At 70.7% G+C, this 26,710-nt stretch carries 18 protein-coding genes and 1 tRNA gene; 9 read left to right on the top strand and 10 right to left on the bottom strand.

Annotation, left to right across the window (positions count from 1 at the left end; translation table 11 throughout):
- Window positions 1-117 precede the first annotated feature (117 nt).
- The 3 genes from ACLU3S_RS00890 to ACLU3S_RS00880 all read left to right on the top strand — a co-directional run bounded on the left by ACLU3S_RS00890 (window position 118) and on the right by ACLU3S_RS00880 (window position 2,425).
- A complete protein-coding gene (locus ACLU3S_RS00890) occupies window positions 118-795 on the top strand; it encodes a GntR family transcriptional regulator (RefSeq protein ID WP_413949709.1) in 678 nt (225 codons plus the stop codon).
- 272 nt (window positions 796-1,067) lie between these two features.
- Window positions 1,068-1,433 (top strand): effector-associated constant component EACC1, encoded by a 366-nt coding sequence (locus tag ACLU3S_RS00885; protein WP_413949708.1) that lies wholly within the window; start codon window positions 1,068-1,070, stop codon window positions 1,431-1,433.
- Window positions 1,434-1,444: 11 nt separating this feature from the next.
- Window positions 1,445-2,425, top strand: a complete 981-nt coding sequence (locus tag ACLU3S_RS00880; RefSeq protein WP_413949707.1) for a caspase family protein — start codon at window positions 1,445-1,447, stop codon at window positions 2,423-2,425.
- 49 nt (window positions 2,426-2,474) lie between these two features.
- On the opposite strand, the gene ACLU3S_RS00875 is transcribed toward ACLU3S_RS00880, so the two are convergent.
- From ACLU3S_RS00875 to ACLU3S_RS00855, 5 genes are all read right to left on the bottom strand, one after another.
- Window positions 2,475-3,890, bottom strand: a complete 1,416-nt coding sequence (locus tag ACLU3S_RS00875; protein ID WP_413949706.1) for an OFA family MFS transporter — start codon at window positions 3,888-3,890, stop codon at window positions 2,475-2,477.
- Window positions 3,891-5,234 (bottom strand): MFS transporter, encoded by a 1,344-nt coding sequence (locus ACLU3S_RS00870; RefSeq protein ID WP_413949705.1) that lies wholly within the window; start codon window positions 5,232-5,234, stop codon window positions 3,891-3,893.
- A 458-nt stretch (window positions 5,235-5,692) separates the two neighbouring features.
- On the bottom strand, window positions 5,693-7,825 hold the full coding sequence (locus ACLU3S_RS00865) for an acetate--CoA ligase family protein (RefSeq protein ID WP_413949704.1): 2,133 nt from the start codon (window positions 7,823-7,825) through the stop codon (window positions 5,693-5,695).
- A gap of 4 nt (window positions 7,826-7,829) precedes the next feature.
- A complete protein-coding gene (gene frc, locus ACLU3S_RS00860) occupies window positions 7,830-9,062 on the bottom strand; it encodes a formyl-CoA transferase (protein WP_413949703.1) in 1,233 nt (410 codons plus the stop codon).
- 10 nt (window positions 9,063-9,072) lie between these two features.
- Entirely contained in the window at window positions 9,073-10,755 is a 1,683-nt protein-coding gene (locus ACLU3S_RS00855; RefSeq protein WP_413949702.1) for a thiamine pyrophosphate-binding protein, read from the bottom strand.
- A 179-nt stretch (window positions 10,756-10,934) separates the two neighbouring features.
- On the opposite strand from ACLU3S_RS00855, the gene sucC reads away from it, so the two are divergent.
- From sucC to ACLU3S_RS00835, 4 genes are all read left to right on the top strand, one after another.
- A complete protein-coding gene (sucC, locus tag ACLU3S_RS00850; RefSeq protein WP_413949701.1) occupies window positions 10,935-12,065 on the top strand; it encodes an ADP-forming succinate--CoA ligase subunit beta in 1,131 nt (376 codons plus the stop codon).
- 11 nt (window positions 12,066-12,076) lie between these two features.
- On the top strand, window positions 12,077-12,964 hold the full coding sequence (sucD, locus tag ACLU3S_RS00845; RefSeq protein ID WP_413949700.1) for a succinate--CoA ligase subunit alpha: 888 nt from the start codon (window positions 12,077-12,079) through the stop codon (window positions 12,962-12,964).
- 3 nt (window positions 12,965-12,967) lie between these two features.
- Entirely contained in the window at window positions 12,968-14,524 is a 1,557-nt protein-coding gene (locus ACLU3S_RS00840; RefSeq protein WP_413949699.1) for an aldehyde dehydrogenase family protein, read from the top strand.
- 176 nt (window positions 14,525-14,700) lie between these two features.
- Window positions 14,701-14,785, top strand: a tRNA-Leu gene (locus tag ACLU3S_RS00835).
- On the opposite strand, the gene ACLU3S_RS00830 is transcribed toward ACLU3S_RS00835, so the two are convergent.
- Window positions 14,750-16,459 carry a recombinase family protein gene (locus ACLU3S_RS00830; RefSeq protein ID WP_413949698.1) on the bottom strand — a complete coding sequence of 570 codons (1,710 nt, stop codon included), beginning with the start codon at window positions 16,457-16,459 and terminating at the stop codon, window positions 14,750-14,752. The two genes, ACLU3S_RS00835 and ACLU3S_RS00830, sit on opposite strands and share 36 nt — an antisense overlap.
- 136 nt (window positions 16,460-16,595) lie before the next feature.
- Entirely contained in the window at window positions 16,596-17,879 is a 1,284-nt protein-coding gene (locus ACLU3S_RS00825; protein ID WP_413949697.1) for an IS256 family transposase, read from the bottom strand.
- Between the two features lie 385 nt (window positions 17,880-18,264).
- Between ACLU3S_RS00825 and ACLU3S_RS00820 the strand changes: the two genes are divergently transcribed.
- Both ACLU3S_RS00820 and ACLU3S_RS00815 read left to right on the top strand, forming a co-directional pair.
- Window positions 18,265-18,996 carry a DUF6308 family protein gene (locus tag ACLU3S_RS00820; protein WP_413949696.1) on the top strand — a complete coding sequence of 244 codons (732 nt, stop codon included), beginning with the start codon at window positions 18,265-18,267 and terminating at the stop codon, window positions 18,994-18,996.
- 2 nt (window positions 18,997-18,998) lie between these two features.
- A complete protein-coding gene (locus tag ACLU3S_RS00815; RefSeq protein ID WP_413949695.1) occupies window positions 18,999-19,604 on the top strand; it encodes a hypothetical protein in 606 nt (201 codons plus the stop codon).
- 461 nt (window positions 19,605-20,065) lie between these two features.
- On the opposite strand, the gene ACLU3S_RS00810 is transcribed toward ACLU3S_RS00815, so the two are convergent.
- From ACLU3S_RS00810 to ACLU3S_RS00800, 3 genes are read right to left on the bottom strand one after another with little or no spacing between them, the layout of a single operon-like run.
- The gene (locus ACLU3S_RS00810) at window positions 20,066-21,490 is read right to left on the bottom strand and encodes a DUF6177 family protein (RefSeq protein ID WP_413949694.1); all 1,425 of its coding nucleotides are present in this window, start codon (window positions 21,488-21,490) and stop codon (window positions 20,066-20,068) included.
- Entirely contained in the window at window positions 21,487-25,491 is a 4,005-nt protein-coding gene (gene eccCa, locus ACLU3S_RS00805) for a type VII secretion protein EccCa (protein WP_413949693.1), read from the bottom strand. Before eccCa ends, ACLU3S_RS00810 begins: the two co-directional genes overlap by 4 nt.
- Complete coding sequence (locus ACLU3S_RS00800) at window positions 25,488-26,411, bottom strand: type VII secretion protein (RefSeq protein ID WP_413949692.1); 924 nt, start codon at window positions 26,409-26,411, stop codon at window positions 25,488-25,490. Before ACLU3S_RS00800 ends, eccCa begins: the two co-directional genes overlap by 4 nt.
- Window positions 26,412-26,710 lie beyond the last annotated feature (299 nt).

Below are 26,710 nucleotides of genomic sequence, written 5' to 3'. Positions count from 1 at the left end.
AAGGCCAACTCCCGCTTCCTCTGGCCATTGTGCACAGTAGACTGTAGACGAAAGGCAATCGATACTGGCGTTCGCGGCGCACGGCCGGGTACGGCCCGCCGAGAAGGGGGGACCGCGATGTTGTCTGCCGGACTGCCGCAGGGGTCGGTGCCCAAGCTGGAACGGCCCGGACCGCTGCGCGACCGCGTCTACGAGGCGCTGCTCGAACTCATCACCACCCGCGCGCTGCGGCCCGGTCAGCACCTCGTCGAGAGCGAACTCGCGGGCCACCTGGGCGTCTCCCGGCAGCCGGTGCGCGAGGCGCTGCAGCGGCTGAACACCGAGGGCTGGGTCGATCTGCGGCCCGCACAGGGCGCGTTCGTGCACGAGCCGACCGAGGACGAGGCCGACCAGCTCCTCACCGTCCGCACCCTGCTGGAGGCGGAGGCCGCCCGGCTGGCCGCCGCGAACGCGGGCAGCGCCGGCATCGCGGTCCTCGAGGAGCTGTGCGAGGAGGGCGAGAAGGCCGTCGCCGCCGACGACGTGGACGGCGCCGTCGCCCTCAACGCCCGCTTCCACGCCAAGATCATGGAACTGGCCGGCAACACGGTCCTCGCCGAACTCGCCGCCCAGGTCGACCGCCGCGTCCGCTGGTACTACACCCCGGTCGCCCGCCAACGCGGCCGTCAGTCCTGGATCGAACACCGCGCCCTCATCGCGGCGATCGCGTCCCGCGACGAACAGCGCGCCACCGAGGTCATGCGCAGCCACACGGAGCACACCCGCCGGACCTACCACGCCCGGGAGGCGTCCTGAGGGGTCGCACTTCAGGCGGGGGGTGGACGGATCGGGGCCCGTGGCGGTGTCCGGCGAGGGGAGCCGCCGCAGCCGAGCCACGTTCCGAACGGGGGTGGCCCTGTGGTCAACGGGCGGGCGGTTGGCTACTCTCGGAATTCCGTCCGGCTCCGTGCACCGGGGCCTCGACTCCACCTCCCCGGACAGCACTTGGCGGTGGTGGCGGGCACGGCTCTTCGCGAGGGAAAGGCGCCACGCGGTCCACTGTTCGGCTGACTGCAGGGGGAGGCGCGATGCCAGAACTGATCTTCGGCTTCGGCGAGGACGAGAAGGACGTCGCAGGCAGCACCCAGCGCCTGGAGCGCTGGCTCAAGGACACCGAGAACCTCGTCCGTGCCGACATCAGCAAGGTCAGGCGCCCACCCGAGGCGGGCCGGCAGGGCTTCATCGACGAGGCCGTGCGGGTGTACGCCGAGGTCGGTCCGGTGCTCGCGGCCGCGCTGACCGCCTATGTGCGCTGGTTGTCCGACGAGGTAAAGTCCCGCAAGGTCAGCGTGAAGGTCACGTGCCCCAACGGCGTGGAGATCTGCGCCGTGGCGGCGTCCCAGGCGGATGTGCCGAAGGTGCGTGACAGGATCCTGCGCGACTGCGCGGGGTGAGGAGAAGCCGGATGAGGGCGGCCTTGCCGACGCGTCTGCTCGACCGCGAGAACTCGTGGGCCGTGCTGGTGGGAACGTCCACACATGAACCACCGAGCAACCTGCCGGACATTCCGCAGGCGAGGACCAGTATCGAGGACCTGAGGAAGGCCCTGACGGGCCCCTCGGGCATGTTCGACGAAGAACACGTCTTCCTCGTCGCGAACCCGAAGAGCGCGGAGGAGGTCCTCGGCACGCTCGACCGTCTCGCGGGCCGCAAGCCCGACGTCGTCCTCTTCTACTACGTGGGCCATGGCATGCAGGCGTCCTACGCCGACGACAGCAGCGGGCGCACCGAACTGTTCCTGGCGCTTCCCGGTTCGATCGACGACCGGACCGAGGCGCTGCGGACGGGCCTGCCCATCGGCTCGGTCTTCGGCAGGCTGCGCTACCTGCGGGCCAAGCAGTCGGTGGTCGTGCTGGACTGCTGCTTCGCGGGCCGAGCACTGGACGACCCCGGCGTGGGGGACGTGCACGTCCTGTGCGCCACGGGACGGACTACCCCGGCCCTCTACGAGCTGACGGACCGCCACACAGGATTCACCGGCAGTCTGCTGCGGCTGTTCCGGACGGGCATCCCGGACGGGCCTCAGTACCTCGATCTGCAGACGGTCTTCCACCACCTCTCCGTCATCCTTCCCACCACACCCGGCGCGGCGTCCGAGGAACCCAACGGGTGCCTGCCGCGGCCGCGCCAGAGAACCACCGATCAGCGGGGCAGCCTCGCCCTTGTGCGCAATCCGGCGTTCGGCACCGCGCTCACCCCGGAGGGTCTGTCCCTGCGGGCAGAGTTCGCCCGCAGGGTCGCCGCCCTCGGCGAGGACCCGCTCGTCGATCCGGGTGACCAGCGCATGCTGCTCGCCCACGCGGCGGATCTCTTCGCCGCCATCGCGGTGGACACCGCCGCCCGTCACGGCGTGGCGGATCTGAGCGGCAAGGTCGCCGCCGAATAGGCGGAGCGGGGAGCGCCGGGTACCGGCCCTCCCCGCTCCGTGGCCGCCGTCAGGTCGTGGCGTCCGCCGCGCGCGACCGGCTCCGGTTCGGGACCTTGCCGGCGCGGCCCGGCTGCCGCAGCAGCAGCGCGAGCGCCGCCGCCACCATCGACACCCCGCCGGCCAGCGCATAGGCGCCGTTGTAACCCCAGGCGCCCACCACCATGGAGCCCAGGCCGCCGCCGAACAGACCGCTGACCAGCTTGCCGCTGTACACCAGGCCGTAGTTGGTGGCGTTGTAGTTCTCCCCGAAGTAGTCCGGGGTCAGGGCGGCGAACATCGGGTAGAAGGCGCCGCCGCCGAAGCCGGAGAGGAAGGCGAAGAACAGGAACAGCCACTCGTTCTTGACGTCACCGGCCCATATGACGCCGAACTGGGCCAGGCCGAGCACCACGATCACGAACACCAGCGTCGTCTTGCGTCCCCACAGGTCCGACAGCCAGCCGACCACGGCCCGGCCGACACCGTTGATCACCGCCATGACGCCCATGGACGAGGCCGCGACCAGCGGGCCGAACCCGACCTCCTTGGCGAAGTCGACCTGGAAGGAGATACCGAAGATCGACACACCGGCGGTCATGACCACCGTGATCCACATCAGCGGCAGCATGCCGGACCTGAGGGCCTCCTTCGGCGTGAACTGGCGCACCGCCGGCGGGTTCTTGGCCAGGCTGGCCGTGCTCTTGTTGTTGCCGGAGTGCGACAGCGGGTCGACGTCGGCCGGCCACCAGTTCTTCGGCGGGTCCTTGAAGAAGAAGGCGCAGACGGCCACGACGGCCAGCACGTACACGCCGATCAGGTCGAGGACCTCGTTGTAGTTCCCGGTGTCGAAGGCGTAGTTGAAGATGAAGATGAAGGGCAGCGAGCCGTAGGCGAAACCGCCGTTGACGAAGCCCGTCTTCGCGCCGCGCCGCTCGGGGAACCACTTGCCCACCATGTTGATGCAGGTCGCGTAGATCAGCCCGGAGCCCACGCCGCCCACGACTCCGAAGCCGAGGATGGCCAGCACGACGTTGTCCAGATGGGACAGCGCCAGGAAGCCCACCAGGCACATCGCCGCGCCCGTGTACATGGCCCTGCGGGCGGTCAGGATGCCCCGCTCGCGCAGCCAGCCCGCCGGGAAGGCGATGCCCGCCTGGAAGAACACCCAGATGCTGAGGATCCAGAACGTGTTGCTCTGGGTCCAGCCGTGGGCCTTGGACAGGGTGTCCTCCGCAGAGCCGTAGGCGTACTCGGAGACGCTGATGGCCATCATCGCGACCCACGGCAGGTACACCATGAGCTTGCGTGAGTGGCCGAGGATGTCCCGGTCCGTCTCGCCGATGCGGTAGACCCGGCCCCGCGCGTCGGTCACTTCTCGGTAGGAACGGTTCTGCGCGTCTGGATCGGAGGGTGTGTTCCGTGTTGCCATGGGATCCGCGGTCATTCAGACCATCTCCTCGCCGAGCGGATGCGGATTGGGGACGATGCGCCGGGCGCTGGGACGGCCCGGAGCCTTGAGGAACAGCGCCAGTACGGCGCAGGCGAGCCCGGTACAGCCCGCAAGGACGAAGGCGCCGTGGCCGTACCGGGCGCCGAACACGGCGGGCGAGGTGCCCAGACCGGCGAGCACGGCCACGCCCCGGGAGGCGGACAGCAGGCCGTAGACGCTCGCGATGCGGTTCTCGCCGAAACAGTCCGCCGCCAGCGCGGCGACCAGCGGCAGGACCGCCCCGCCGCCGAGCCCGACGGCGACGGCGCAGCCCAGGAAGAGGGGACCGCCGCCGGCCTGTGCGGCGGCCGCCGTCCCGAACTGCGCCGTGCCGAGCACCAGACAGGCCGCGATGAGCGCGGTGCGCCGTCCGACACGGTCGGACAGCAGGCCCACCAGGCCCAGCCCGGCGCCGCCGACGACGGCGGCCAGCACCACCGCCGCCGTCACGGTCCGGTCCGAGACCCGCAGGCCCGAACCCGGCGCCGCGAGAGACAGCGGTCCGAACACGGTGATCCCCGACGTGCCGAGCAGGCAGCACCCCATCACCCACAGCGCCGGAGTGCGGGCGGCCTCCCGCAGGCCGAACTGCCGTACGGCGGGCGGGTTCTTCTCCAGCACCCGCCGGGCGGCCGGCGCGGCCGGCCCCCTGAGCGGGTCCACGTGCGGCGGCCACCAGTTGTCCGGCGGGTCGCGGAAATACCGGCCGGCCGCCGCCACGGCGAGGCACAGCCCGGCCCCCACCGCGGTGAGCGCGAACCGGTGGCGGCCCGCTCCGGGGTCCGGCCCGAGGAGCAGCGCGAACGGCACGACGCCCAGGACGTAGCCGCCCTCGACGAGAGCCGTCCACCCACCCCGGCGTTCCGGAAACCACCGTACGGGCAGGGCGAGGCAGGTGGCGTGCACGACCCCGCAGCCCAGGCCCGCGAACACCGCGAAGCCGAGGCAGGCGAGCCGGAGATCCGGCGCCCAGGCGAGCGCCAGGTAGCCGAGCAGGGTGGCCGACGCGCCGAGGAGCACGGCCGTTCGGGCGGTGAGCCGGCCGGTGTCCCGCAGGCGGCCGGCCGGAAGGGCGACGGCCGTCTGGAGGAGGGCCCAGACGGCCATCGGCCAGTAGGTGTCCGCGCCCCACTGGTGCGCGGCGCGCAGTTCGTGCTGCGCCGCGACCGCGGCGTACGCGGTGGAACCGATGCCCGCCATGCCCACGCAGGGCAGGACGGCCATCCGGACGCGGCCGCGGCCCATGAGGTCGACATCGCTCTCGCCGACCCGGTACACGCGGCCTGTGCGGCTCTTCACCTCCCTGCACACGGGGGAGGCGGGTGGATGGGTGGTGTGCATGCTGCGGTCACACCCCTTGCGTCGAAAGTTCGTTGGCCAGCGCCCCCTGTCCAATGCCTTTCGTGCGCACACGGGTCCCGGGACCGGCCGACGCGCACCGCCGGCCGGTCCCCGCGTCACTCAGCTCATGAACCGCCCCCCAACCCTCCGACCGCCCGCACCCAGCGGGCTGTGTTCCGTCCGGGGGGCAACCCCCGGACGCCCGGCCGACGTCGTGCGGAACGCCGCCGTCACAGAGGCCCTGCCGCCCGCGCCCAGCGGGCTGTGCGTGCGCCCGGGGGACGACCCCCGGACCCCGGCCGATGTGGTGCGGAGCCCCGGCGTCACAGGGGCCCCGTCGTCCGCGCCCAGCGGGCTGTGTGTGCGCCCGGGGGACGACCCCCGGACCCCGGCCGATGTGGTGCGGAGCCCCGCCGTCACAGGAGCCCCGCCGCCCGCGCCCAGCGGTACTTCGCGCCCAGCACGGCCACCGGCTTCTCCGTCGTGTACGGATACGCCACGACACCCCGTTCGAACAGGTACTGGCAGGCCTCCTCGACCTCCACGTCGCCGGCGAGAGACGCCACCACCGGCTTCTCGACGCCCCGTTCGCGGAACTCGGCGACCACGCGCGCGGTCAGCTCGGCGAACACCATCGGCGGGGTGACGATGGTGTGCCAGTAGCCCAGCACCAGCGCGTGGATGCGCGGATCCTCCAGGCCCAGCCGGATCGTCGCCTCGTACGTCGACGGCGGCTCGCCCCCGGTGATGTCGACCGGGTTGCCTGCCGCCCCGAACGGCGGGATGAACCGGCGGAACGCGGCGTCCAGGTCGGGCGGGATCTCCATCAGGGACAGCCCGTTGTCCGTCACGGCGTCCGACAGCAGCACCCCGCTGCCGCCCGCCCCGGTGATGATCACCACGTTGTCGCCCCTGGGGGTGGGCAGGACGGGCAGCGCGCGGGCGTACTCCAGCATGTCGTTCAGGCCCGGCGCCCGGATCACCCCGGCCTGCCGGAGGATGTCGTCGTACACCGCGTCGTCGCCCGCGAGCGCGCCCGTGTGCGAACCGGCCGCCTTCGCGCCCGCCGCCGTACGGCCCGCCTTGAGCACCACGACCGGCTTCTTCGGCACGGTCGCGCGCGCCGCCGCCACGAACGCCCGCCCGTCCTTGAGGTCCTCCAGATGCATGGCGATGCACTCGGTGTGCGGGTCCTCGCCGAACCAGGTCAGCAGGTCGTCCTCGTCCAGGTCGGACTTGTTGCCGAGGCCGACGATCGCCGACACGCCCGTCTTCGTGGTGCGGGCGAAGCCCAGGATGGCCATGCCGATGCCACCGGACTGGCTGGTCAGCGCCACCCCGCCCTTGACGTCGTACGGCGTGCAGAACGTCGCGCACAGGTCCTGCCAGGTGGAGTAGTAGCCGTAGATGTTGGGGCCGAGCAGCCGCACGCCGTGCCGTTCGGCGATCCGCACGATCTCCGCCTGGAGTTCGTGCTCGCCGGTCTCCGCGAAGCCGGAGGGGATGAGCACCGCGTTGGGGATCCTCTTGCGTCCCACCTCCTCCAGGGCCGCGGGCACGAACCTGGCCGGAATGGCGAAGACGGCCACATCCACCTCACCGGGAACGTCCGTGACACTCTTGTACGCCTTGCGGCCCAGAATGTCATCGGCCTTGGGGTTCACCGGATGGATCTCCCCGGAGAAGCCGCCGTCCACGAGGTTGCGCATCACCGAGTTGCCGATCTTGCCGCTCTCGTTGGACGCGCCGATCACCGCGACCGAGGCCGGCTGCATCAGCCGGCGCATGGAGGTGAGGATCTCCTCGCGCGTGTACGTCTTCCGCGGCTCCGGCTGCCGCTCGGCGAGGATCACCCGGATGTCGGCGGCCGTCGCCCCGTGCGGCGTCGCGACCACCGGGTTGAGGTCGACCTCGGCGATCTCGGGGAAGTCCGCGACCAGTTGGGAGACCCGCCGGATCTGCTCGGCCACCGCCCACCGGTCCACGCCGGCCTGCCCGCGCACCCCGCGCAGGATCTCCGCCGACCGGATCGAGTCCAGCATCGACAGCGCCTCGTCGGCGGAGACGGGCGCGAGGCGGAACGTCACGTCCTTCAGCACCTCGACCAGCACCCCGCCGAGCCCGAAGGCCACCACCTTCCCGAACGTCGGGTCGGTGACCGCGCCGACGATGACCTCCTGGCCCTCGGGCAGCAGCTCCTGGACCTGCACTCCGTCGATGCGGGCCTCGGCGTCGTAGGCGCGCGCGTTCTCCACGATCCGGCAGAACGCTGCCCGTACCTCCGCCGCGCCCTCCACCCCGACGACGACCCCGCCGGCGTCGGTCTTGTGCAGGATGTCCGGCGAGACGATCTTCAGGACCACCGGCCCGCCGAACCGTGCCGCGGCGGCCACCGCCTCGTCCACGTCCGTGGCCAGCGCCTCGCCCGGTACGGCGATCCCGTACGCGTCGGCGATCACCTTGCCCTCGGGGGCGGTCAGCGCGGTACGGCCCTCGGCCCGCACGGAGTCGAGCAGCGCCCGCACCCTGAGCACCCGGTCCTCTGCCATCACGTCAGATCACCCCGTTCGACTTCAGCAGGCGCAGCTCCTCGTCCCCGAGGCCCAGCTCGCCGACGTAGACCTCTTCGTTGTGCTCGCCCAGCAGCGGTGAACTGCTCACCTCGACGGGCGAGTCGGACAGCTTGAGCGGGCTGCCCACGGTGACGAACTCGCCGCGCTCGGGGTGCGGGACGCGCACCACCATCTCGTTGGCCGCGAGCGAGGCGTCCTCGATGATCTCCTTGGTGGACAGGATCGGCCCGCACGGGATGTTGTGGGCGTTGAGCTTCTCCAGCACCTCCCACTTGGGCAGCGTCGAGGACCACTCCTCGATCAGCTGGAACATCTTGTTCAGGCGGGGCAGCCGGGCCTCCGGGGTGGCCCAGTCGGGGTCGTCGGCCAGTTCGGGCCGGCCGATGAGCTCGCTGATGGGCTTCCAGCCGACGGGCTGCACGATCACGTACACGTAGTCGTTGGGGCCGCCCGGCGCGCACTTGACCGCCCAGCCGGGCTGACCGCCGCCGGAGGCGTTCCCGGAGCGGGGCACCTCGTCGCCGAAGTCCTCGTTGGGGTACTCGGCGAGCGGGCCGTGGGCCAGGCGCTGCTGGTCGCGCAGCTTCACCCGGCACAGGTTGAGCACCGCGTGCTGCATGGCCACGTTGACCCGCTGCCCGCGCCCGGTCCGCTCGCGCTGGAACAGCGCGGCGAGCACCCCGGCGACCAGGTGCACCCCGGTCCCGGAGTCACCGATCTGCGCGCCGGTCGCCGTCGGCGGCCCGTCCTCGAAACCGGTGGTCGACATCGACCCGCCCATGGCCTGCGCGACGACCTCGTACGCCTTGAAGTCGGTGTACGGGCCCTCGCCGAACCCCTTGATGGAGGCGTAGACGAGCCGCGGGTTGATCTCCTTGATCCGGTCCCAGGTGAACCCCATGCGGTCCACCGCGCCCGGCCCGAAGTTCTCGACCATGACGTCGGATCGCCGGATCAGCTCGGTCAGGATCTCCTTGCCGCGCTCGGTCTTGGTGTTCAGCGTGATGCTCCGCTTGTTGCAGTTGAGCATCGTGAAGTAGAGGGAGTCGACGTCCGGCAGGTCCCGCAGCTGCCTGCGGGTGATGTCACCGGTCGGCGCCTCCAGCTTGACGACGTCGGCGCCGAGCCAGGCCAGCAGCTGGGTGGCGGACGGCCCGGACTGGACGTGCGTCATGTCCAGGACGCGGATGCCTTCGAGAGCCTTGGCGGTCACGGGCGTCACCTCACTTGTACATCGTCTGGTTCATGGTTCCGGGGGCGTACGCGTCCGGGTCGACCCAGACGTTGATCAGCGACGGCTTGCCCGACTCGCGGGCCCGGCGCAGCGCGGGGCCGATGTCGGCGGGGTCGCGGACCTCCTCGCCGTAGCCGCCCAGCATCTGCGCGAACTTGTCGTACGCCACGTCGCCGAGGGTGTTGCCGACCCGCTCGCGGTCCTTGCCGTACTTGGCGGCCTGGCCGTAACGGATCTGGTTCATCGAGGAGTTGTTGCCGACGATGCCGACGAACGGCAGGCCGTAGCGGACGAGGGTCTCGAAGTCCCAGCCGGTCAGCGAGAAGGCCCCGTCGCCGAAGAGGGCGACGACCTCCTTGTCGGGGCGCGCCTGCTTGGCGGCGAGCACGAAGGGGATCCCGACGCCGAGGGTGCCGAGCGGGCCCGGGTCCATCCAGTGGCCGGGGGACTTGGGCTGCACGACCTGGCCGGAGAAGGTGACGATGTCGCCGCCGTCGCCGATGTAGATCGAGTCCTCGGTGAGGAAGTCGTTGATCTCGCTGACCAGCCGGTACGGATGGATCGGCGAGGCGTCCGACCTGAGTTGCGGCAGCCGCTTGTCGATCGACGCCTGCTCGGCCGCGCGCAGCTCGTCCAGCCACTCCTTGCGGCGGGCGGCGCCGCCGTTGATGCGGCCGGAGGCGGCCTCGGTCACCGACTTCAGGACCAGTCCGGCGTCGCCGACGATGCCGAGGTCGATGTCCCGGTTCTTGCCGACGGTGCGGTAGTCCAGGTCGATCTGCACCACCGTGGCGTCGGGGGAGAGCCGCTTGCCGTAGCCCATGCGGAAGTCGAAGGGCGTGCCGACGATCACGATGACGTCGGCGTTCGAGAATGCGTAGCGGCGCGAGAGCTGGAAGTGGTGCGGGTCGCCGGGCGGGAGGGTGCCGCGGCCGGCGCCGTTCATGTACGCCGGGATGTTCAGGGTGCGCACCAGCTCGATCGCGGCCTCGGTGCCGCGGGTCGTCCACACCTGGCTGCCCAGCAGGATCGCGGGCTTCTCGGCGTGCACCAGCAGGTCGGCGAGCTGCTGCACCGCCTCGGGGTCGCCGGCCGAGCGGGTGGAGGCGCGGTAGGCCCCGGCCCGGGGGACGCGCGCCCGGTCGAGCGGCACCTTCGCGTCGAGGACGTCCCGGGGGATCTCCAGGAAGGAGGGGCCGGGGGCGCCGTGGTAGCACTCGCGGAACGCCATCGACACCATGTCGGCCGCCCGTGCGGTGTCCGGCACCGTCGCCGCGAACTTGGTGATCGGCGTCATCATGTCGACGTGCGGCAGGTCCTGCAGCGATCCCATCTTGTGCTGGGTGAGGGCCCCCTGGCCGCCGATCAGCAGCATCGGGGACTCCGCGCGGAAGGCGTTGGCGACCCCGGTGACGGCGTCGGTCGTCCCGGGCCCGGCGGTGACCACCGCGCAGCCCGGCTTGCCGGTGATGCGGGCATAGCCGTCGGCGGCGTGCGCGGCGACCTGCTCGTGGCGTACGTCGACGACTTCTATGCCCTCGTCGACGCAGCCGTCGTAGATGTCGATGATGTGGCCGCCGCACAGCGTGTAGATGCGGTCGACCCCCTCGGCCTTCAGCGCCTTGGCAACGAGATGACCACCGGAGATCACGTCCTGGGTGTCGTCGGGCATGGCGAAGTCCTGTCCCTTTCCTAGGGGTTCGGTCGGCTCGCGGTGCAACTGCGTGCGTACAGAGGCAGGCTGTATGCAGTAGATTGCATACAGTCGACGAATACTGTATGAAGCTTGTTATCCCGCATCCGGTGGGTGGTGTCCAGGGGGCGTGCGGCACTTTCCAGACAGGAGCCGGAATGGACCTGTACGAACACCAGGCAAGGCAACTCTTCGCAGAACACGGCATCGTGGTGCCGAACGCCGAGGTCACGGACTCGGCGAAGGAGGCCCGCGAGATCGCCCGACGGCTCGGCGGCCGGGCCGTCGTCAAGGCCCAGGTGAAGACCGGCGGGCGGGGCAAGGCCGGCGGAGTGAAGCTCGCCGCCGACCCGGCCGCCGCGGAACTGACCGCGCGCCAGATGCTCGGCATGCGGATCAAGGGACACATGGTCGGGAAGGTGATGCTGGCCCAACCCGTGGACATCGACCGCGAGTTCTACGTCTCCTACGTCCTGGACCGCGCGGCCGGCCGCTTCCTCGCCATCGCCTCCGCCGAGGGCGGCATGGAGATCGAGGAGGTCGCCGCCGCCCGGCCCGAAGCCGTGGCACGCATACCCGTCGACCCCGCCGAGGGTGTCACCTCCGCCAAGGCGACCGAGATCGCCGACGCGGCCGGACTCCCCCCGCAGACCGTCGACGTCCTCGTCCGGCTCTGGCAGGTGCTGGTCCGCGAGGACGCCCTGCTCGTCGAGGTCAACCCGCTGGTGCGCACCGCCCGGGGAGACATCGTCGCCCTCGACGGCAAGGTCACCCTGGACGACAACGCCCGCTTCCGACAAGCCCGTTGGGGAGCCGACGACGACGAGGACCAGGACCCGCTGGAGGCGGCGGCCGCGGCGCGCGGACTCACCTACGTCCGGCTCGACGGCGAGGTCGGGGTCATCGGCAACGGCGCCGGCCTCGTGATGTCGACCCTGGACGCGGTCGCCGGCTGCGGCGCCCGGCCGGCCGACTTCCTCGACATCGGCGGCGGCGCCTCCGCCCAGGTCATGGCCGACGGCCTGACGGTGATCCTCTCCGACCCGGCCGTGAAGTCCGTCCTCGTCAACGTGTTCGGCGGGATCACCGCCTGCGACGCCGTCGCCGAGGGCATCGTGGCGGCCGTGGACCGCATCCGGCTGACCAAGCCGCTCGTGGTCCGCCTCGACGGCAACAGCGCCGCCCGCGGCCGCGCCATCCTCGCCGAACGCGCCCATCCGCTCGTCGAACAGGTCACCACCATGGACGGCGCCGCCCGCCGCGCCGCCGACCTCGCCACCACCGCCTGAGGAGCCCGGACATGGCCATCCACCTCACCAAGGAGAGCAAGGTCCTCGTCCAGGGCATGACCGGCGGCGAGGGCATGAAGCACACCCGGCGCATGCTCGCGGCGGGCACGAACGTCGTCGGCGGGGTCAACCCGCGCAAGGCCGGGCGGACCGTCGACTTCGACGGGCAGCCAGTGCCCGTCTTCGGCTCGGTGGCCGACGGCATGCGGGCCACCGGAGCCGATGTCAGCGTGGTCTTCGTCCCGCCCGCCTTCGCGAAGGCCGCCGTCACCGAGGCCGCCGACGCCCGCTTGCCCCTCGCCGTCGTCATCACCGAGGGCATCCCGGTCCACGACACCGTCGCCTTCACCGCCCACGCCCGGCGCCGGGGCACGCGGATCATCGGGCCCAACTGCCCAGGACTGATCACCCCGGGCCAGGCCAACGCGGGCATCATCCCCGCCGACATTGCCAAGCCCGGCCCCATCGGCCTGGTCTCCAAGTCGGGCACGCTCACCTACCAGCTCATGTACGAGCTGCGCGACATCGGCTTCTCCACGTGTGTCGGCATCGGCGGCGACCCCGTCGTCGGCACCACCCACATCGACTGCCTGGCCGCGTTCGAGGCGGACCCCGACACCGAGCTGATCGTGATGATCGGCGAGATCGGCGGCGACGCCGAGGAACGCGCCGCCGCCTACGTCCGCGACCACGTCACCAAGCCCGTCGTCGGCTACATCGCCGGGTTCACCGCCCCCGAGGGCCGCACCATGGGCCACGCGGGCGCCATCGTCTCCGGCTCCACCGGCACGGCGCGCGCCAAGCAGGAGGCCCTGGAGGCGGCCGGCGTCCGGGTCGGCCGCACGCCCACGGAGACGGCCGCGCTGGTGCTGGACGCCGTACGGCGAGAGCGGAGCTGACGCATGGCAGCCACCCTCACCTCCGAGACCCTGATCCTGAAGCCCGGCACCTCCTACGCCGACGCCTGGCGGCGCTGCCGAGCCGTCGCGCCCGAGGCGTTCCGGGACGACCGCGTCCTCAACCTCTGGGGCGCCGCCTGGCGGCCCGACGGGCGGACGCTGCCGGCCACCACCCCGGTCGACGGCACCCCGATCGCCGGTGCGCCCCGCCTCGACGGCGCCGCCGCCCAGCAGGCCGTACGCGCCGCGCTCGACCAGCACCGCGCCTGGCGGCACATCCCCCTGCCCGAGCGGCGGGCCCGGATCGCCGCCACCCTGGACGCCCTCGCCGCCCACCGCGACCTGCTCGCCCTGCTGCTCGTATGGGAGATCGGCAAGCCGTGGCGGCTCGCGCTCGCGGACGTGGACCGGGCGATCGACGGCGTGCGCTGGTACGCCGACGGCATCGACGCGATGCTCGCCGGCCGGGCCCCGCTGGACGGGCCGGTCTCCAACATCGCCAGCTGGAACTACCCGATGAGCGTGCTCGTGCACGCCCTGCTCGTGCAGGCACTGGCGGGCAACGCGGTGATCGCCAAGACGCCGACCGACGGCGGTGTCGCATGCCTCACCCTCGCCTCGGCGCTGGCAGCGCGCGAGGGGGTGCCGGTCACGCTGGTCGGCGGCAGCGGGGGCGAGCTGAACCAGGCGCTGGTGCGCGCGCCGGAGATCGGGTGCGTGTCCTTCGTCGGGGGCCGCGACACCGGCGCGGCCGTCGCCACCGCCGTCGCCGACCTCGGCAAACGGCACATCCTGGAACAGGAGGGCCTGAACACCTGGGGCATCTGGGACTTCTCCGACTGGGACGCGCTCACGGCCGTCGTCCCCAAGCTCTTCGACTACGGCAAGCAGCGCTGCACGGCCTACCCGCGGTTCGTGGTCCAGCGCCGCCTGTTCGACGCCTTCCTGGCCGCCTACCTGCCCGCGGTCCGGGCCGTCCGCGTCGGCCATCCACTCGCCGTCGCGGACCCGGCCGACCCGCTCCCCGACCTCGACTTCGGCCCGCTGATCAACGCGGCCAAGGCCAAGGAGCTGACCGACCAGGTGGCCGAGGCCGTCGACCGGGGAGCCGTCCCAGTGCACCGCGGCCGGCCCGACACGGCACGGTTCCTGCCCGGCCAGGACACCTCCGCCTACGTCCACCCCGTCACCCTGCTCAACCCGCCGACGTCGTCCCCGCTGCACCACGCGGAACCCTTCGGACCCGTCGACACCATCGTGCTGGTGGACACGGAGGCGGAGCTGCTGGCCGCCATGAACGCGTCCAACGGCGCCCTGGTGGCCACCCTCTCCACCGACGACCCGGCCACCTACGACCGGCTCGCCCCGCAGATCCGCGCCTTCAAGACCGGCCACGGCGTCCCCCGCTCCCGCGGCGACCGCGACGAGCTCTTCGGCGGCTTCGGCGCGTCCTGGCGCGGCGCCTTCGTCGGCGGCGACCTCCTGGTGCGGGCCGTCACCCAGGGCCCGCCGGGCGAGCAGCCGCCCGGAAACTTCCCGGAGTACCAGCTCATGCCCTGAATTCTCACGCACGGTGCCGCTCCGCACACAAGGCGCGATCGGGTGACCGGGGCCGGCTCGCCCCGGCCCCGGTCACCCTCCCGTCGGACGGATACGCAGGTGAAACGCACTCCGAAACCTTGCTATTGTTGTCCATGTCGCCGCGGGGCACGCGTCCCGCAGGCGCCAGACACCAGGTCCGGGTGGCGGAATGGCAGACGCGCTAGCTTGAGGTGCTAGTGCCCTTTATCGGGCGTGGGGGTTCAAGTCCCCCCTCGGACACAATGCTTGACGATACGGTGACGAGGGCCTCGATCTTACGATCGCGGTCTTCGTTGCGTTTTCGTAGCTGATAGCGATGCCTAGGGCGTCGTAGAGCGGGCCTTTCTTCTCGACGGCGGCAGTTTGGATGCGCTGTGCAATGTCTCCAAGGCTCTCAGTGATCTGCCGGATCTGTTGCGCGTCGAGCGGGGATTGCTTCTTCCGGGGGACGGCGGGGTGCGCGTCGAGCTTTTTTTGCGCCGCGTCCTTGTCCCGCTGGGCCTCGTTGATCCACTGGGTGACGACGGCGGGGTCGGTTCCGGCGTCGAGGGCCGCCTGGTAGCGAGCGAGGCGCCGCTCGCACTCCTTGAACGCGTGGCGCGCTTGAGCCTGCTCGGGCGTCTGGGGCTCTACGGTGCTTGCTGCGGCGCTGGCATGGGTGAGCGCTTCGATGGTGGCGGAGAGCCGGTCGGGGGCGAAGGCCCGGGCGATCCACTCATCCAGGGCCTGGCAGACGATGTCTTCCCGCAGGTAGACGGTGCGCGGGTGGGTGAGGTCGGGATAGAGGGCGGCTTCTTCCTCTTTGAACACGCAGCGGTAGTAGACGCGGTTCCGGATGGTGGCGGGCTGCATCTTGCGCCCGCACAGGCTGCACCGGACCCGACAGCGCAGAGCGTAGGGGAGCGCGCCCCGCTTCCCGGCGCGCTCCTGCCGCCCCTGGTTGCGGGCGCGCTGTGTGCGCGCGGTGCGGGCGACATCGAAGAGATCGGGGCTGATGATCGCTTCGTGGGCGGGCTCGTTGGAGTGGATCCACTCCTCGACGGGATTGTGGGTCATGTGGGTGCGGTGTCCGAAGGTGACGTCGTCGACGTCGAGGAGGCGTTCTTCCTTGCGTTGCTTGTTCCAGACCTCGTGGCCGGTGTAGCGGGGGTTGAGGAGGATGGCGCGCACGGCGCCCTGCTGCCATGCGGTCTTCTTGCGGTGGGGATTGCGGGTGGCGTCGTGGGCGGAGGGGCAGGGGATGCCTTCCCGGGTGAGCTGGGCGGCGATGGCGCTGTAGCTCATGCCGTCCACGTACAGACGGAAGATCCGCTGCACGACGGGTGCGGCGGCGGGGTCCAGTTCGAGTTTGTGGACGCGCTGGTCGGCGGCGGCCTTGGAGGGGTTGGGGTGGGGGCCGGCGTCGGCGATCCGGTAGCCGTAGGGTGGCCGCCCGCCGAGGTAGCGGCCCTGGAGCTGGGCCTGGGAGCCCATTGCCGTCCGCACCCGGATCTTGATCCTGTTGCGCTCGCCCTTGCTCATGCCGCCGAAGACGGACATGACGAGGTCGTGAGCTTCGTTGTCCGGGTCGATGGGTCCGCCGACCTCCGGGACCCACAAGGGGATGCGGAAGTGGACGAAGACGGGGAAGGTGTTGCCGAACTGGTTGCCGTAGAAGGTGCGCTGCGGCTCTCCGATCACGACGGCGTCGAAACCGCGGTTGGGGTCGCGGAGGGCTTGGAGGAGTTCGTTGGCGCTGGGGCGGCGCTGCCAAGGCAGAGAGCGGCTGTGACCGACGTCGAAGTACTCAGTGACGATCTGGCCCCCGGCGGGCTCGATCAGAGCTCGAGCGCGGGTGAGCTGCCAGTTCCTGGAGGCCTCCGGATCTTGAAGGTCCTCGGTGGAGCAGCGTCCGGCGAAGGCGAAACGGATCACGTGGGGCGGGCCTCCCAGGGCGTGCGCGGTGTGGAGCGCTGTGCGGATGTCATGTGGCGGTCTGTCGTACCTCGGAAGGGTGAGAAGAGCCAGCAGCGGGTGTGTCCAGCGAGTGGTGTAACTCGTGGGTTGGTTGTTACCGCTGGGTCGCGGTGAGGCGGCCGTCGAAGGCGATGTCGAAGGCTTGGAGGGCCGGTTTCCATCGCCTGGTCCAGCGTTTCGCGCCGTTCCCGGTCGGGTCCAGGCTCATGACCGCGAGGTAGACGCACTTGAGGGCGGCCTGCTCGGTGGGGAAGTGCCCGCGGGCGCGGACGGCCTTGCGGATCCGGGCGTTCACACTCTCGATTGCGTTCGTCGTGCACACGATCTTGCGGATCTCCACGTCGGACTGGAGGAAGGGGACGAACTCCGCCCAGGCGCGTTCCCACAACCGCACGATGGCCGGGTATTTCACTCCCCATTCCTCGGAGAACTCCAGGAACCGCTCCATGGCGGCCTCCTCGGTCGGTGCCGTGTAGACCGGGCGGAGGGCTTTGGCGATCTTCTCCCAGTCCTGGCGGCCCGCGTACCTGAAGCTGTTGCGGAGCAGGTGAACGACGCAAGTTTGCGCGATCGTCGCAGGCCAGACGGTGTTCACCGCGTCCGGGAGTCCGGTCAGTCCGTCGCAGACCAGCATCAGGAGGTCCCGCACCCCTCGGTTCTTGATCTCGGTGAGGACCTGAAGCCAGTACTTGGCGCCCTCGCCGCCATCGCCGACCCACAGGCCCAGAATGTCGCGGGTGCCCTCGGCGGTCACGGCCGGCGCCATATAGACAGGACGGTTCGCGACCTGCCCGTCCCGGACCTTGACGTGCACACAGTCGATGAAGACCACCGGATACACCGCGTCCAGGGGCCGGTTCCGCCATTCCAGCATGCCGGCGACCACGCTGTCGGTGATCGTGGAGATGGTCTGCTTCGACACCTCGGTGCCGTAGACCTCGGCGAGGTGTGCGGAGATCTCCCCGTGCGTGAGGCCCTTGGCGGACAGCGACAAGACCATCTCGTCGATCCCGCCGAGCCGCCGCTGCCGCTTCTTGACCACCATCGGCCCGAACGTGCCCGCCCGGTCCCGGGGAACCTCGATCTCGACCGGGCCGACCTCGGTGACCACCGTCTTCGCCCGACGCCCGTTGCGGTAGTTCTCCCGCCCACCTTCGGACTTCTCGCCGTGCTCGTGGCCCAGATGGTCGGTCAGCTCGCCCTCCAGGGCCGACTCCAGCACCCGCTTGGTCAGCTGCTGCAGCAGACCTCCCTCGCCGGTCAGCCGCAGCCCATCGGCCTGGGCCCGCGCCACCAGCTGGGCGACCAGCTCGTCATCCACACCGGCTGCCGGCTCTTCTGCCCGGCCCTCGGTCTCGGCGACACTCACGTCGGTCATCAACTTCCGCTTCCTGCTCGGGAGTTACACCGATCACCGTACAGACCCGAGCGGGGTGGAAACCGACCCGGCCGTGACGGTTAACGGTGAGCCGCAGGGCGTGGTGACGGGGGGCCTTTGACTAACCTCTGGACTCTGTGCGGTTATTTGCGGGTAGGCCGATCAACGATGGTGCCCTGCCGAATGGTGTAGCAGCGAACCGGTGTGATGGCCGTCGTCCGGCAAGGCCGAAGTGCCAACGTATGAAGCCGCCTGCTTAAGGCCATGCAAGGACGGATCTATGATCTGATCGCCCAGCAGCGGCATATGGTGGCGACCGCTCCATTGTGTGAGGCGATGCCTGATAACTTGCTCCCTGCCGCATGTGCGGCAGGGGGAGGGGGACATGAGCGGGGAGACCGTGCGTGTCGGTGGCCGATGCGTGGCCCTGGACCAGGCCAGGCAGTGGATATGGCGGTACTTCGACGCTGAGTCGAACCGGGCGGCTGCGGCCGCTGCGAAGGGTAGACCGTATGCGTTCCCGATCTACGACCGGATGGACACCGGAAGCGGGCCGAACGAGCTCAACGACGGGGACCTGCTGGCACCGGTGCTGCTGAACGTCGCGCCGAAGCTGCATGCCGTTCTCAACCTCCAAGCCGTGCGCCCGGACCTTGAGGCAGTGCTCGCGGCGATCCCGGAAAGGCTCACGTTGCAGGATGCGGTCGCCTCCGGCATGCACGCGGAGCCATTGCGCCGTCTCGGCGGGCTGCTTGACGGCCCGGCCCCGCTCCGCGGGGTGGGCGGAACGATTTTGATGAAGATCATGCACCGCAAGCGTCCACTGTTCCTGCCGCTCTACGACACCCAGGTCTACGCCTGTTACTGCGGGCCCGGTGCTCAGTATCCGATCAAGAAGTCGCCCCAACGCACCTGGGCGGAGTTCCTCCGACTGCTCGGCGGCGCCGTGGCGCGCGACCTGGACGAGCAGCCCGATACGTGGAAAACGCTGATGCGATGCGCCCCGGACGACGTGAGCGTGCTGCGCGTTTTGGACGTCGTCGCATGGAACCTCGGCGGCGGGCTCCGAGTGCATACCCCTGAGCCCGCCGACTTGAGCGACGGCGCGGAGCAGTGAGCGTGGCCGACCGCCCTGCCCCGGCGACGAGGCCGCCAGCCCCGGTCACTGACCAGCAGATCCACGACGCCCTCCGGCAGGCGCTGCTCACGGTGTGGACACGCGAGTCGGACCTGGTGAGCGAGGGCGTGAACGAGCGCGCCGTCGTCGCCCGCGTCGCGCATGCACTGCAGGAGGAGATCAAGCCCTGGGACGGGCGGTGGCGAGTGGACGTCGAGTACGACCGGTGGCATCACCCTAACTTCGGGGTGATCAAGAAAGCCCTATACGTGGACGGCTTCGACGCGGCGGACCGGCGGCCCGTGTACCCCGATCTGATCCTTCATGACCCACACGGCTGCTTCCAAGAGCGCAACCTGCTAGCTCTGGAGGCCAAGCGCGGGCGACCCCGCCGTCGTGACCGCGACTTCGACCTTGCCAAGCTCCGCGCCTACCTGCGTCAGCTGCACTATCGTCAGTCCGCTTACCTGGAGTTCGATGGCTGTGGCGGACCGCCCCGGCTGCAATGGTTCGAGCTGCGAGACGGCCAAGTTCGCGCCACTGGCCTCGAGAACTGTTGGCAGCCTGGCGCGGATCCAGGATCTCAGGAGCCGCTCCCGGGGTTGTGACGGCCGCGATGCTCGGACGGCAGGTTCGCTTGTGCCACAGGGCCCGGTCACCGCAGGAGCACAGTCACGCCGGCACAGTTCGAACAGCTGCACAATCTCCTTGAAGTAGGACCGCTTTCCCTCCGAGCCGCCGACGACATTGGACAACGACTGGCGCGCGTTGTGCCAGATGAGGGTGAACGGGGGCACTACGCCAAACCCTGTGGGACTCCCACTTCGCGGCGATGAAGCGGCGGTGCCAGGCCAGCTGTACGGACGCCCTCGAGCCAGGGGCCGCGTGTGCTCAGCTCTGCCTGGGTCGACGGCGGACGGGATGGGAGAACCCTGTGCATGCCACACGAACCGGCAGCCGGGAAGCAGTCTGCCAGGGGCAGGGCGCGCTGCTTGGAGTCATCCGCCGGTGTCCACGCCAGATAGCTATGGGCCGTCGAGGTGAGACCCGGCGGGCCGGCACTGTCTGATCACCCCGTACCCGGGGTGCCGGCCTTGAGGTGTGCGATGAGGGTCTGGAGCACCGGCCAGGCGGCGGCGTCGGTTCCGTCGCCGAGGGAGTAGTGCAGGGCCGGGTCTGTGGCTGTGCCGAGCTGTACGGGTCTAAACATGAGCGGGGGACGGCGGGCGTGGGTGAGTCCTATGGTTTGGGTGTCTCTGGTGCCGAGGGTGAACGTGAGCGGGATCGGCGGGCTGGTGAGGACAGGAGCCAGGGTCAGATCCGCGTCGGCTGCGGTCAGTGTCGTCAGCATGGTCGTCAGGCTATGGGTGCCGACGAGTTCGGCGGCCAGGGGTTCGATGGCGTCCAGGGGGACCTCTGCGGCCGTCGGGTAGCCGATGGTGAAGGTGACTTCTTCGGCGATGCCGGCCGTGGTGCGGGTGGTGCGGTGAGTTGCGATGGCGGGTTGGTCAGGGGTACCGATAACCAAGGCGTGGGTGGGCTGTGGGGAGCGGCTCCGGGCCAGTTCGGTCAGCTGGCGTGGTGACCAGGGGAGGTTGATCGGCTCGGCTGTGCCCCAGCCGGTGGGTGGGGCACCGGTGAGGTGGCGCCAGGCTGATTCCAGCGCGGTGCCGAGCACGAGGTCGGTGTTGGGGGAGCGGACGGTGCGCAGCGCGAGGGTGAGTCGGCGTTCTTCGGTGTGCTGTGCCCCTCGCGTGAAGGCGTCCGCGACCTTGGCCGGCGTGACCGTCGGTGCGAAGGTGCCGTTCTGCCAGGCGAGTACGGCGCCGGACAGGCCGTCGTAGTAGCCGCCTTCCGGATCCTTGACGACCCAGCGGTTCGGTGCGCCGACGAGGGTCATGCGCAGGGGCAGGGTGAGGCGGACGTGGGGCGGGGTGACGATGTGCAGGGCACGGCCGGTCGCTGCCGTTGAGCGCAGGATGTCGGAGAGCCAGGTGGTGAGAGGCAGGATCGAGCGGTCGGCGATGACCACCGCGGTGGACTCGGTCAGGACGTCGACGGCAGGCAGGGCGCCGTCCGGCAGCCGGGTCGCTGTGAAGTCGTCGCCGTCCTGGGATGTCTCCACGACTGCAGTGCGGGCCGCCTCTGGCGGCCAGGTTGTTCCGCCGAGCAGCATCCTCAGGCGTCCGCAGACGGATCCGGCGAGTGGTTCTGCAGCGGGGATGGCGGTGGAGGCGCGTGTCTCGGTCCACCAGTACGGCGGCTGTGGTGGGGTGATGTGCGGGCTGAGGAGGCGTTCGGCCTCGCCCGGTACGTGGACAAGGAGCGGGGACTCGACGGAGACGAGGGGGCGGCCGGCCGGTGTGCGCAGGTGGATGACCGCGCCGTCGTCCGTGGTGGTCAGGCTCAGGTCGGGGCCGCCGGCGTACAGGGCGGCCAGCAGTGTCCGGGCGTCGGGCATCTTCTCGGTGAGCGCGATGACGTCCTTGGTCATGCAGGCGTCTCCGTGGGTTCCGTCTCGTGTGCGAGGGCGGTCTGGATCAGCTGGTGGCGGCGGCCACGGCGGACCAGGGTGCCGCGGCCGGGCGGCTGGGAGGAGGCGTACAGGCCGGGGAACAGCTGGCCTTCGGTGCGGTCCCCCGTCATCACCAGGGCCGTGGTGCCGGTTTCACGCAGGGCCGTCAGGAACGGCTCATACAGGGCGCGCGAGGCTCCGGCGACCCTGCGGGCGACGACGAAGTGCAGGCCGATGTCCCGGGCGGATGAGATGTACGGCAGGAACGGGGCAAGGGGCTGCTGCCCGGCTGCGGTGAGGATGTCGTAGTCGTCGACGAGGATCACGATCCGAGGGCCGGTGAAGGACGGCTCGTCGGTCAGGGCGTCGGGGTCGGGGGCTTCCGGCAGGCGTTTGGCCAGTTCGGTGGCGATGCCGGTGGCGAGTGCCTGGGAGAGGGCGGTGTTGTGGGCGTAGCCGCCGCGGTAGGGCTCGGGGATGACGCCGCGCAGACCGCGCCGTGGGTCGAAGACGCCGAAGACCAGTTCGTCCTTGTCGTAGCGGTCGATGAGGGAGCGGGAGACGAGCCTGAGCAGGTTCGTCTTGCCGCACTCGTTGTCGCCGAGGACGAGCAGGTGCTGGTCGGTGCCGAACAGGTCCAGGACGGTCGGGGAGAGGGTGTCCTGGTCGACGCCGATCGGGATCGCGCGCGGTTCCGCCACGGTGGAGGGCAGGCGCTGCGCGGGCAGCCTGGTCGGCAGCACCCGCACGGGGGCGGCGGGCTCACCGTGCCAGGTGGCGCGCAGGGTGGCCGCTGCCTGCTCCAGGGCCGGGCCGAGGCCGTCCGTGGTGGCTTGCGCGTCGATGCGGGGGAGTGCCGCCTGTGCGAACAGTTTGCCGTCCGTCAGGGCCCGGCCGGGGGTGTTCGCCGAGAGGGTCACGGAGAGTTTGCGGTCGACGGAGGAGTCGGCGGGGTCATTGAGGCGCAGTTCGATGCGGCTGCCGAACAGGGACTGGGTGGCGATGCGTACGTCGTTCCAGCGGAGCATGCCCGCCACGAGGTGGATGCCGTAGCCGCTGCCACGTTTGAGGAGGTCGGCGATGTCGTCGTCGAGGTGGGCGAACTCGTCGCGCAGGGCGCCGAATCCGTCGATGAGCAGCACCACGTCGGTGGAGCCGAGCTGGGGAAGTTCCCCTCGTTCGCGCAAGGCCCGCAGCTGCTCGATGGAGTCGATGCCCCGTTCGCGGAAGATTTCCTCGCGCTCGGCGAGCATGGCGCGTACCTCGGCGACGGTGCGGGCGACGCGCTCGTGGTCGGTGCGGGTCGCGATGCCGCCGACGTGCGGCAGGTTCGCGAGGGCGGTCAGTCCGCCGCCGGCCAGGTCCAGGCCGTAGACGGCGACGTCGCGTGGGGTGTGGGTGAGGGCGAGGGAGAGCGCGAGGGTGCGTAGCAGGGTCGTTTTGCCGGAGGCCGGGCCGCCGATGACGGCGGTGTGGCCTCCGGCGGTGCTCATGTCGTGCAGCCACGGGCCCTGCCACTGCCGGGCGGGATCGTCGAGAACGCCGAGTGGCACCTGCAACGCGCTGCCGGCGTGGGTGAGTCCGAGGCCGTCGGCGGATGCCTGTACCGGGCCGGCGGCCGTGTCGAGCGTGAGGGTTTCGGGCAGCGGGGGCAGCCAGATCCGTCGTACCGGTTCGGCGGCGTCGGTGAGCCGGCCGACCGCGACGCTGAGGACCGTCGGCCCCGTCTCGCGCTCACGTGGCACCGGGGCGTCCTCGCCCGGCACAGGTGTCTCTGCGACGGGGGTGTTGAACGCCGGATAGGGCTGGGCCAGCGGGTCGGCGTCAGCACCGCTGTCTCGTGCGGCGGGGCCGCGGTACGCGCCCGAGACGAAGCCCGCCTTGAAGCGGGTGTAGGTGGAGGTGTCGACCTTGAGGTAGCCGAAGCCGGGCAGGGGCGGCAGGTGGAAGGCGTCGGTGGTCTCCAGGACCGTACGCGACTCGTCCGCTGAGAACGTGCGCAGACCGAGCCGGTACGACAGATACGTCTCCAGACCTTTGAGCTTGCCGCCTTCGATGCGCTGGCTGGACAGCAGCAGGTGGACACCGATGGAGCGGCCGATGCGGCCGATCGACAGGAACAGGTCGATGAAGTCCGGTTTTGCGGTGAGGAGTTCGCCGAACTCGTCGATGACGACGAACAGATGCGGCAGCGGCTCGAGGTCGGGCCGGGTGGTGGCGCGCAGGGTGCGGTAGTGGCCGATGTCGGCGACGTTGCCCGCGTCCTTGAGGACCTGCTGGCGTCGTTTGATCTCGCCGGCGAGGGAGGTGTGGACGCGCTCGACCAGTCCGGCCTGGTTCTCCAGGTTCGTGATGACACCTGCCACGTGTGGCAGAGAAGCGAACGGGGCGAAGGTGGCACCGCCCTTGTAGTCGATGAGGACCATCGCCAGGTCCTCCGGCGCGTGCGTCGTCACCAGAGCCAGGACGAGGGTGCGCAGCAGTTCGCTCTTTCCGGAGCCGGTCGCGCCGACGCACAGCCCGTGGGGGCCCATGCCGAGTTCGGCGGACTCCTTCAGGTCGAGCAGCACCGGCTGGTGCCGGTCGTCCAGGCCGATCGGCACCCGCAGAAAGTCCCGTTCCCCGCGCGGCGCCCACTGCTGGGCCGGGTCGAGGGCGGCCATGTCGTCGATGCCGAGCAGCTGCGGGAAGTCGACCGGGCCGGAGACGGGCGTGCCCTCCGCGGCAGACTCCGCGGACAGCCTCAGCGGCGCAAGCGCCCGTGCGAGGCCTTCGGCTTCAGCGAGGCTGGTGCGGTCGGCCGCTCCGTGCATCGTCACAACCTGCTGTCCGCGCAGGTCCTCCACTGTGACCTGGTCGCCGTCGACGGTGATGCGTACGGAGACGTGATCGGGTTCGTGGATCTGTTCGGCGAGCAGGTGCAGGACGGTGACGCCCATGTTGTCCAGGGCGACGGCGGCATCCGGACGCGGAAGCTCGACGGCGTTTTCCCCGTGCGCGTCGCTGAGGACCAGCAGCCGGTCGGTCAGAGCGAGCGCCTTGTTGTCGGACAGCCCCCGGCGCACTTCGGCCGCGTACGAGGCGCGCCGTCCCAGATCCGTACCGATCACCTGAGCCAGCTGAGCCATGCCAGGGGCGACACGACGCGCTGCGAGGGCGCCGTCATGGCTGTGCGGGTCGAGGACGTGCGGGAGCCACTTCGCCCACTCCCACTCCTCGATACGGTCCCCGGGGGCGGCGAGCGCGATGGCCACGTCGTCCGGTGCGTGGGTCACGGCAGCCTGCACAAGCAGGGCGCGGGCGACGCGCAGGACGCCCTCCCGGTCGCCGACGATACTGACGTTGCCGACACGGTCCAGTGGCACGGTCAGCGGATGGTCCGACACAGTGGTGTAGCGGACCTGCAGGGCTCGCGCCTCGTTCAGCATGAACGGGTCGGGCGGTGTGAGCACGCCTCCGACTGTCTGCTGGCCGATGGTCAGCTCCTGCACGGGTACGTCGCCGACACCGACCCGCACGTGAAGGAAGTCTGTGTCCGTGCGGCGCCGCTCCCACAGCCGGGCGGGATCACGCAGGACGTCGTACAGGGCGGTGGGCGCGGGGTGGAGAACCCGGGCCACGCGGCGGCGCTCCCGCTCGGCCGCGCCCAACTCGGCGCGTAGTTCCTCCAGGTACTCCAGGTACCGCTCACGCTGAACGCGCCGCTGCCGCTGGGCCTTGCCACGCTGCGACAGGAACAGAGCGACCGCACCGAGCAGCGCGATGACGAGCACGACGGCGCCCAGGCCCGCGAACTGACTGGACCGGATCACCGTCATCATCACGACCGAGCTCATGACACCCGCCATCGGCAACAGCGCTGTCGCCGGGCTGCCGGTCTTGCCCTCGGGCAGGTTCGGCGGCGGCTCGATCGTGCGGGCCGGCGGCGGGAGCAGGGGGCGCGTCGATCGGGCCGGACGGTGGACCTGCTGCTGTGTCACCGCACCCGCACCGCCCTGTGCAGGGACTCGGCGGCGAGCTGGGTGGCCGCGCGGCGCGTGGCCGCACCCAGCCGGTCGGTCATGATCGGTCCGCCACCGGCCAGGTGCCGGTCGTAGGGCAGATGCACGAGGGTGACTCCGGTTTCCCGCAGGTGGGCCGTGGCGGCCTTCAGATCGAGGTTCGCGTCGGGAGTGTTCGAGGTGAGGGCCACCACGGTGGAGGCCAGCGCGGCATGAGGCAGCCCACCGAGCCAGTCCAGGACGATCCGGGTACCGCCCACGCCCTCCGCGGTGAGCGGGGCGACGACCACACGCGCGTGTGCGGTGTCCATCGCCGTGCGGGCCACCTCGCCGGGCAGCGTCTCGCAGTCGACCACCGTGACCGCGAAGTAGCGTCGTAGCGCGAGCGTGACGGTGCGGTAGGTCGCAACGTCCAGCGGGGCGCCCACCCGCCCCTGACTGGCGGGCAGCAGCCAGCCACCGTCCGCGACGGGCACCAGGTACCCGGTGACGTCGGTCAGTTGCATCGACGGAGTGAGGATTCCGGCGAGCTCGACGCACGACCAGCGGACGGACTGCGCGCCCATCCGCACCGGCAGCGTGCCGAGGGCGGCGTCCGCTTCCAGGGCGAGTACGGGGTCGTGCCGGTAGTGGCTGAACGCCCGCGACAGCAGTGCGGCGGTCGTGGTCTTGCCGACACCGCCGCGGATCGACGTCACCGCGATCACCCGGCCCGTGGTCACCGGCTGCTGCACCATGCCGCCCAGCCGGCTCTCCTCGGCGACCTCCTGCGCGGCCGACGAGGCCAGCTTGCGCAGCGACCGGCCCGAACGCCGGAACAGGGAGTCGCCGTGCTGGGGCGAGCCGAGTGCGATGGCGAGGCGCGGGTCGAGCGTCGGTACGGGCTCCGGCGTCGCCATTGGCAGCCGGGCCTGACGGGGCGGCCGTACGGCGGGAGAGGCGCTCGGAGACGGCGCGGCATGGCGCAGGCGGGCTTCGGCCGCAGGGCGTGATGGTGCCTGATGCGGCACAAGCGGGAGGGGCGATGGGGCATCCGTGCGTGGATCGGGCTCGGTGGCACGCCCCGCGCTGGAGGCGGTGCCGGGCTGCCCCGGACGCGGGCGCTCCTCATCCAAGTCGCGTACGGGCAGCGGAGGCCGAGCGTCCTCAGAGGAGGACTCCTGCCTGGCGTCGTCCTCGGCAGAAGCACGGTTCAGGT

Source organism: Streptomyces sp. AF1A (genome assembly GCF_047340315.1).
GTDB lineage: Bacteria > Actinomycetota > Actinomycetes > Streptomycetales > Streptomycetaceae > Streptomyces.
The sequence above is the reverse complement of the archived record's forward strand: the minus strand, read 5'-3'. Positions and strand labels throughout refer to the sequence as shown.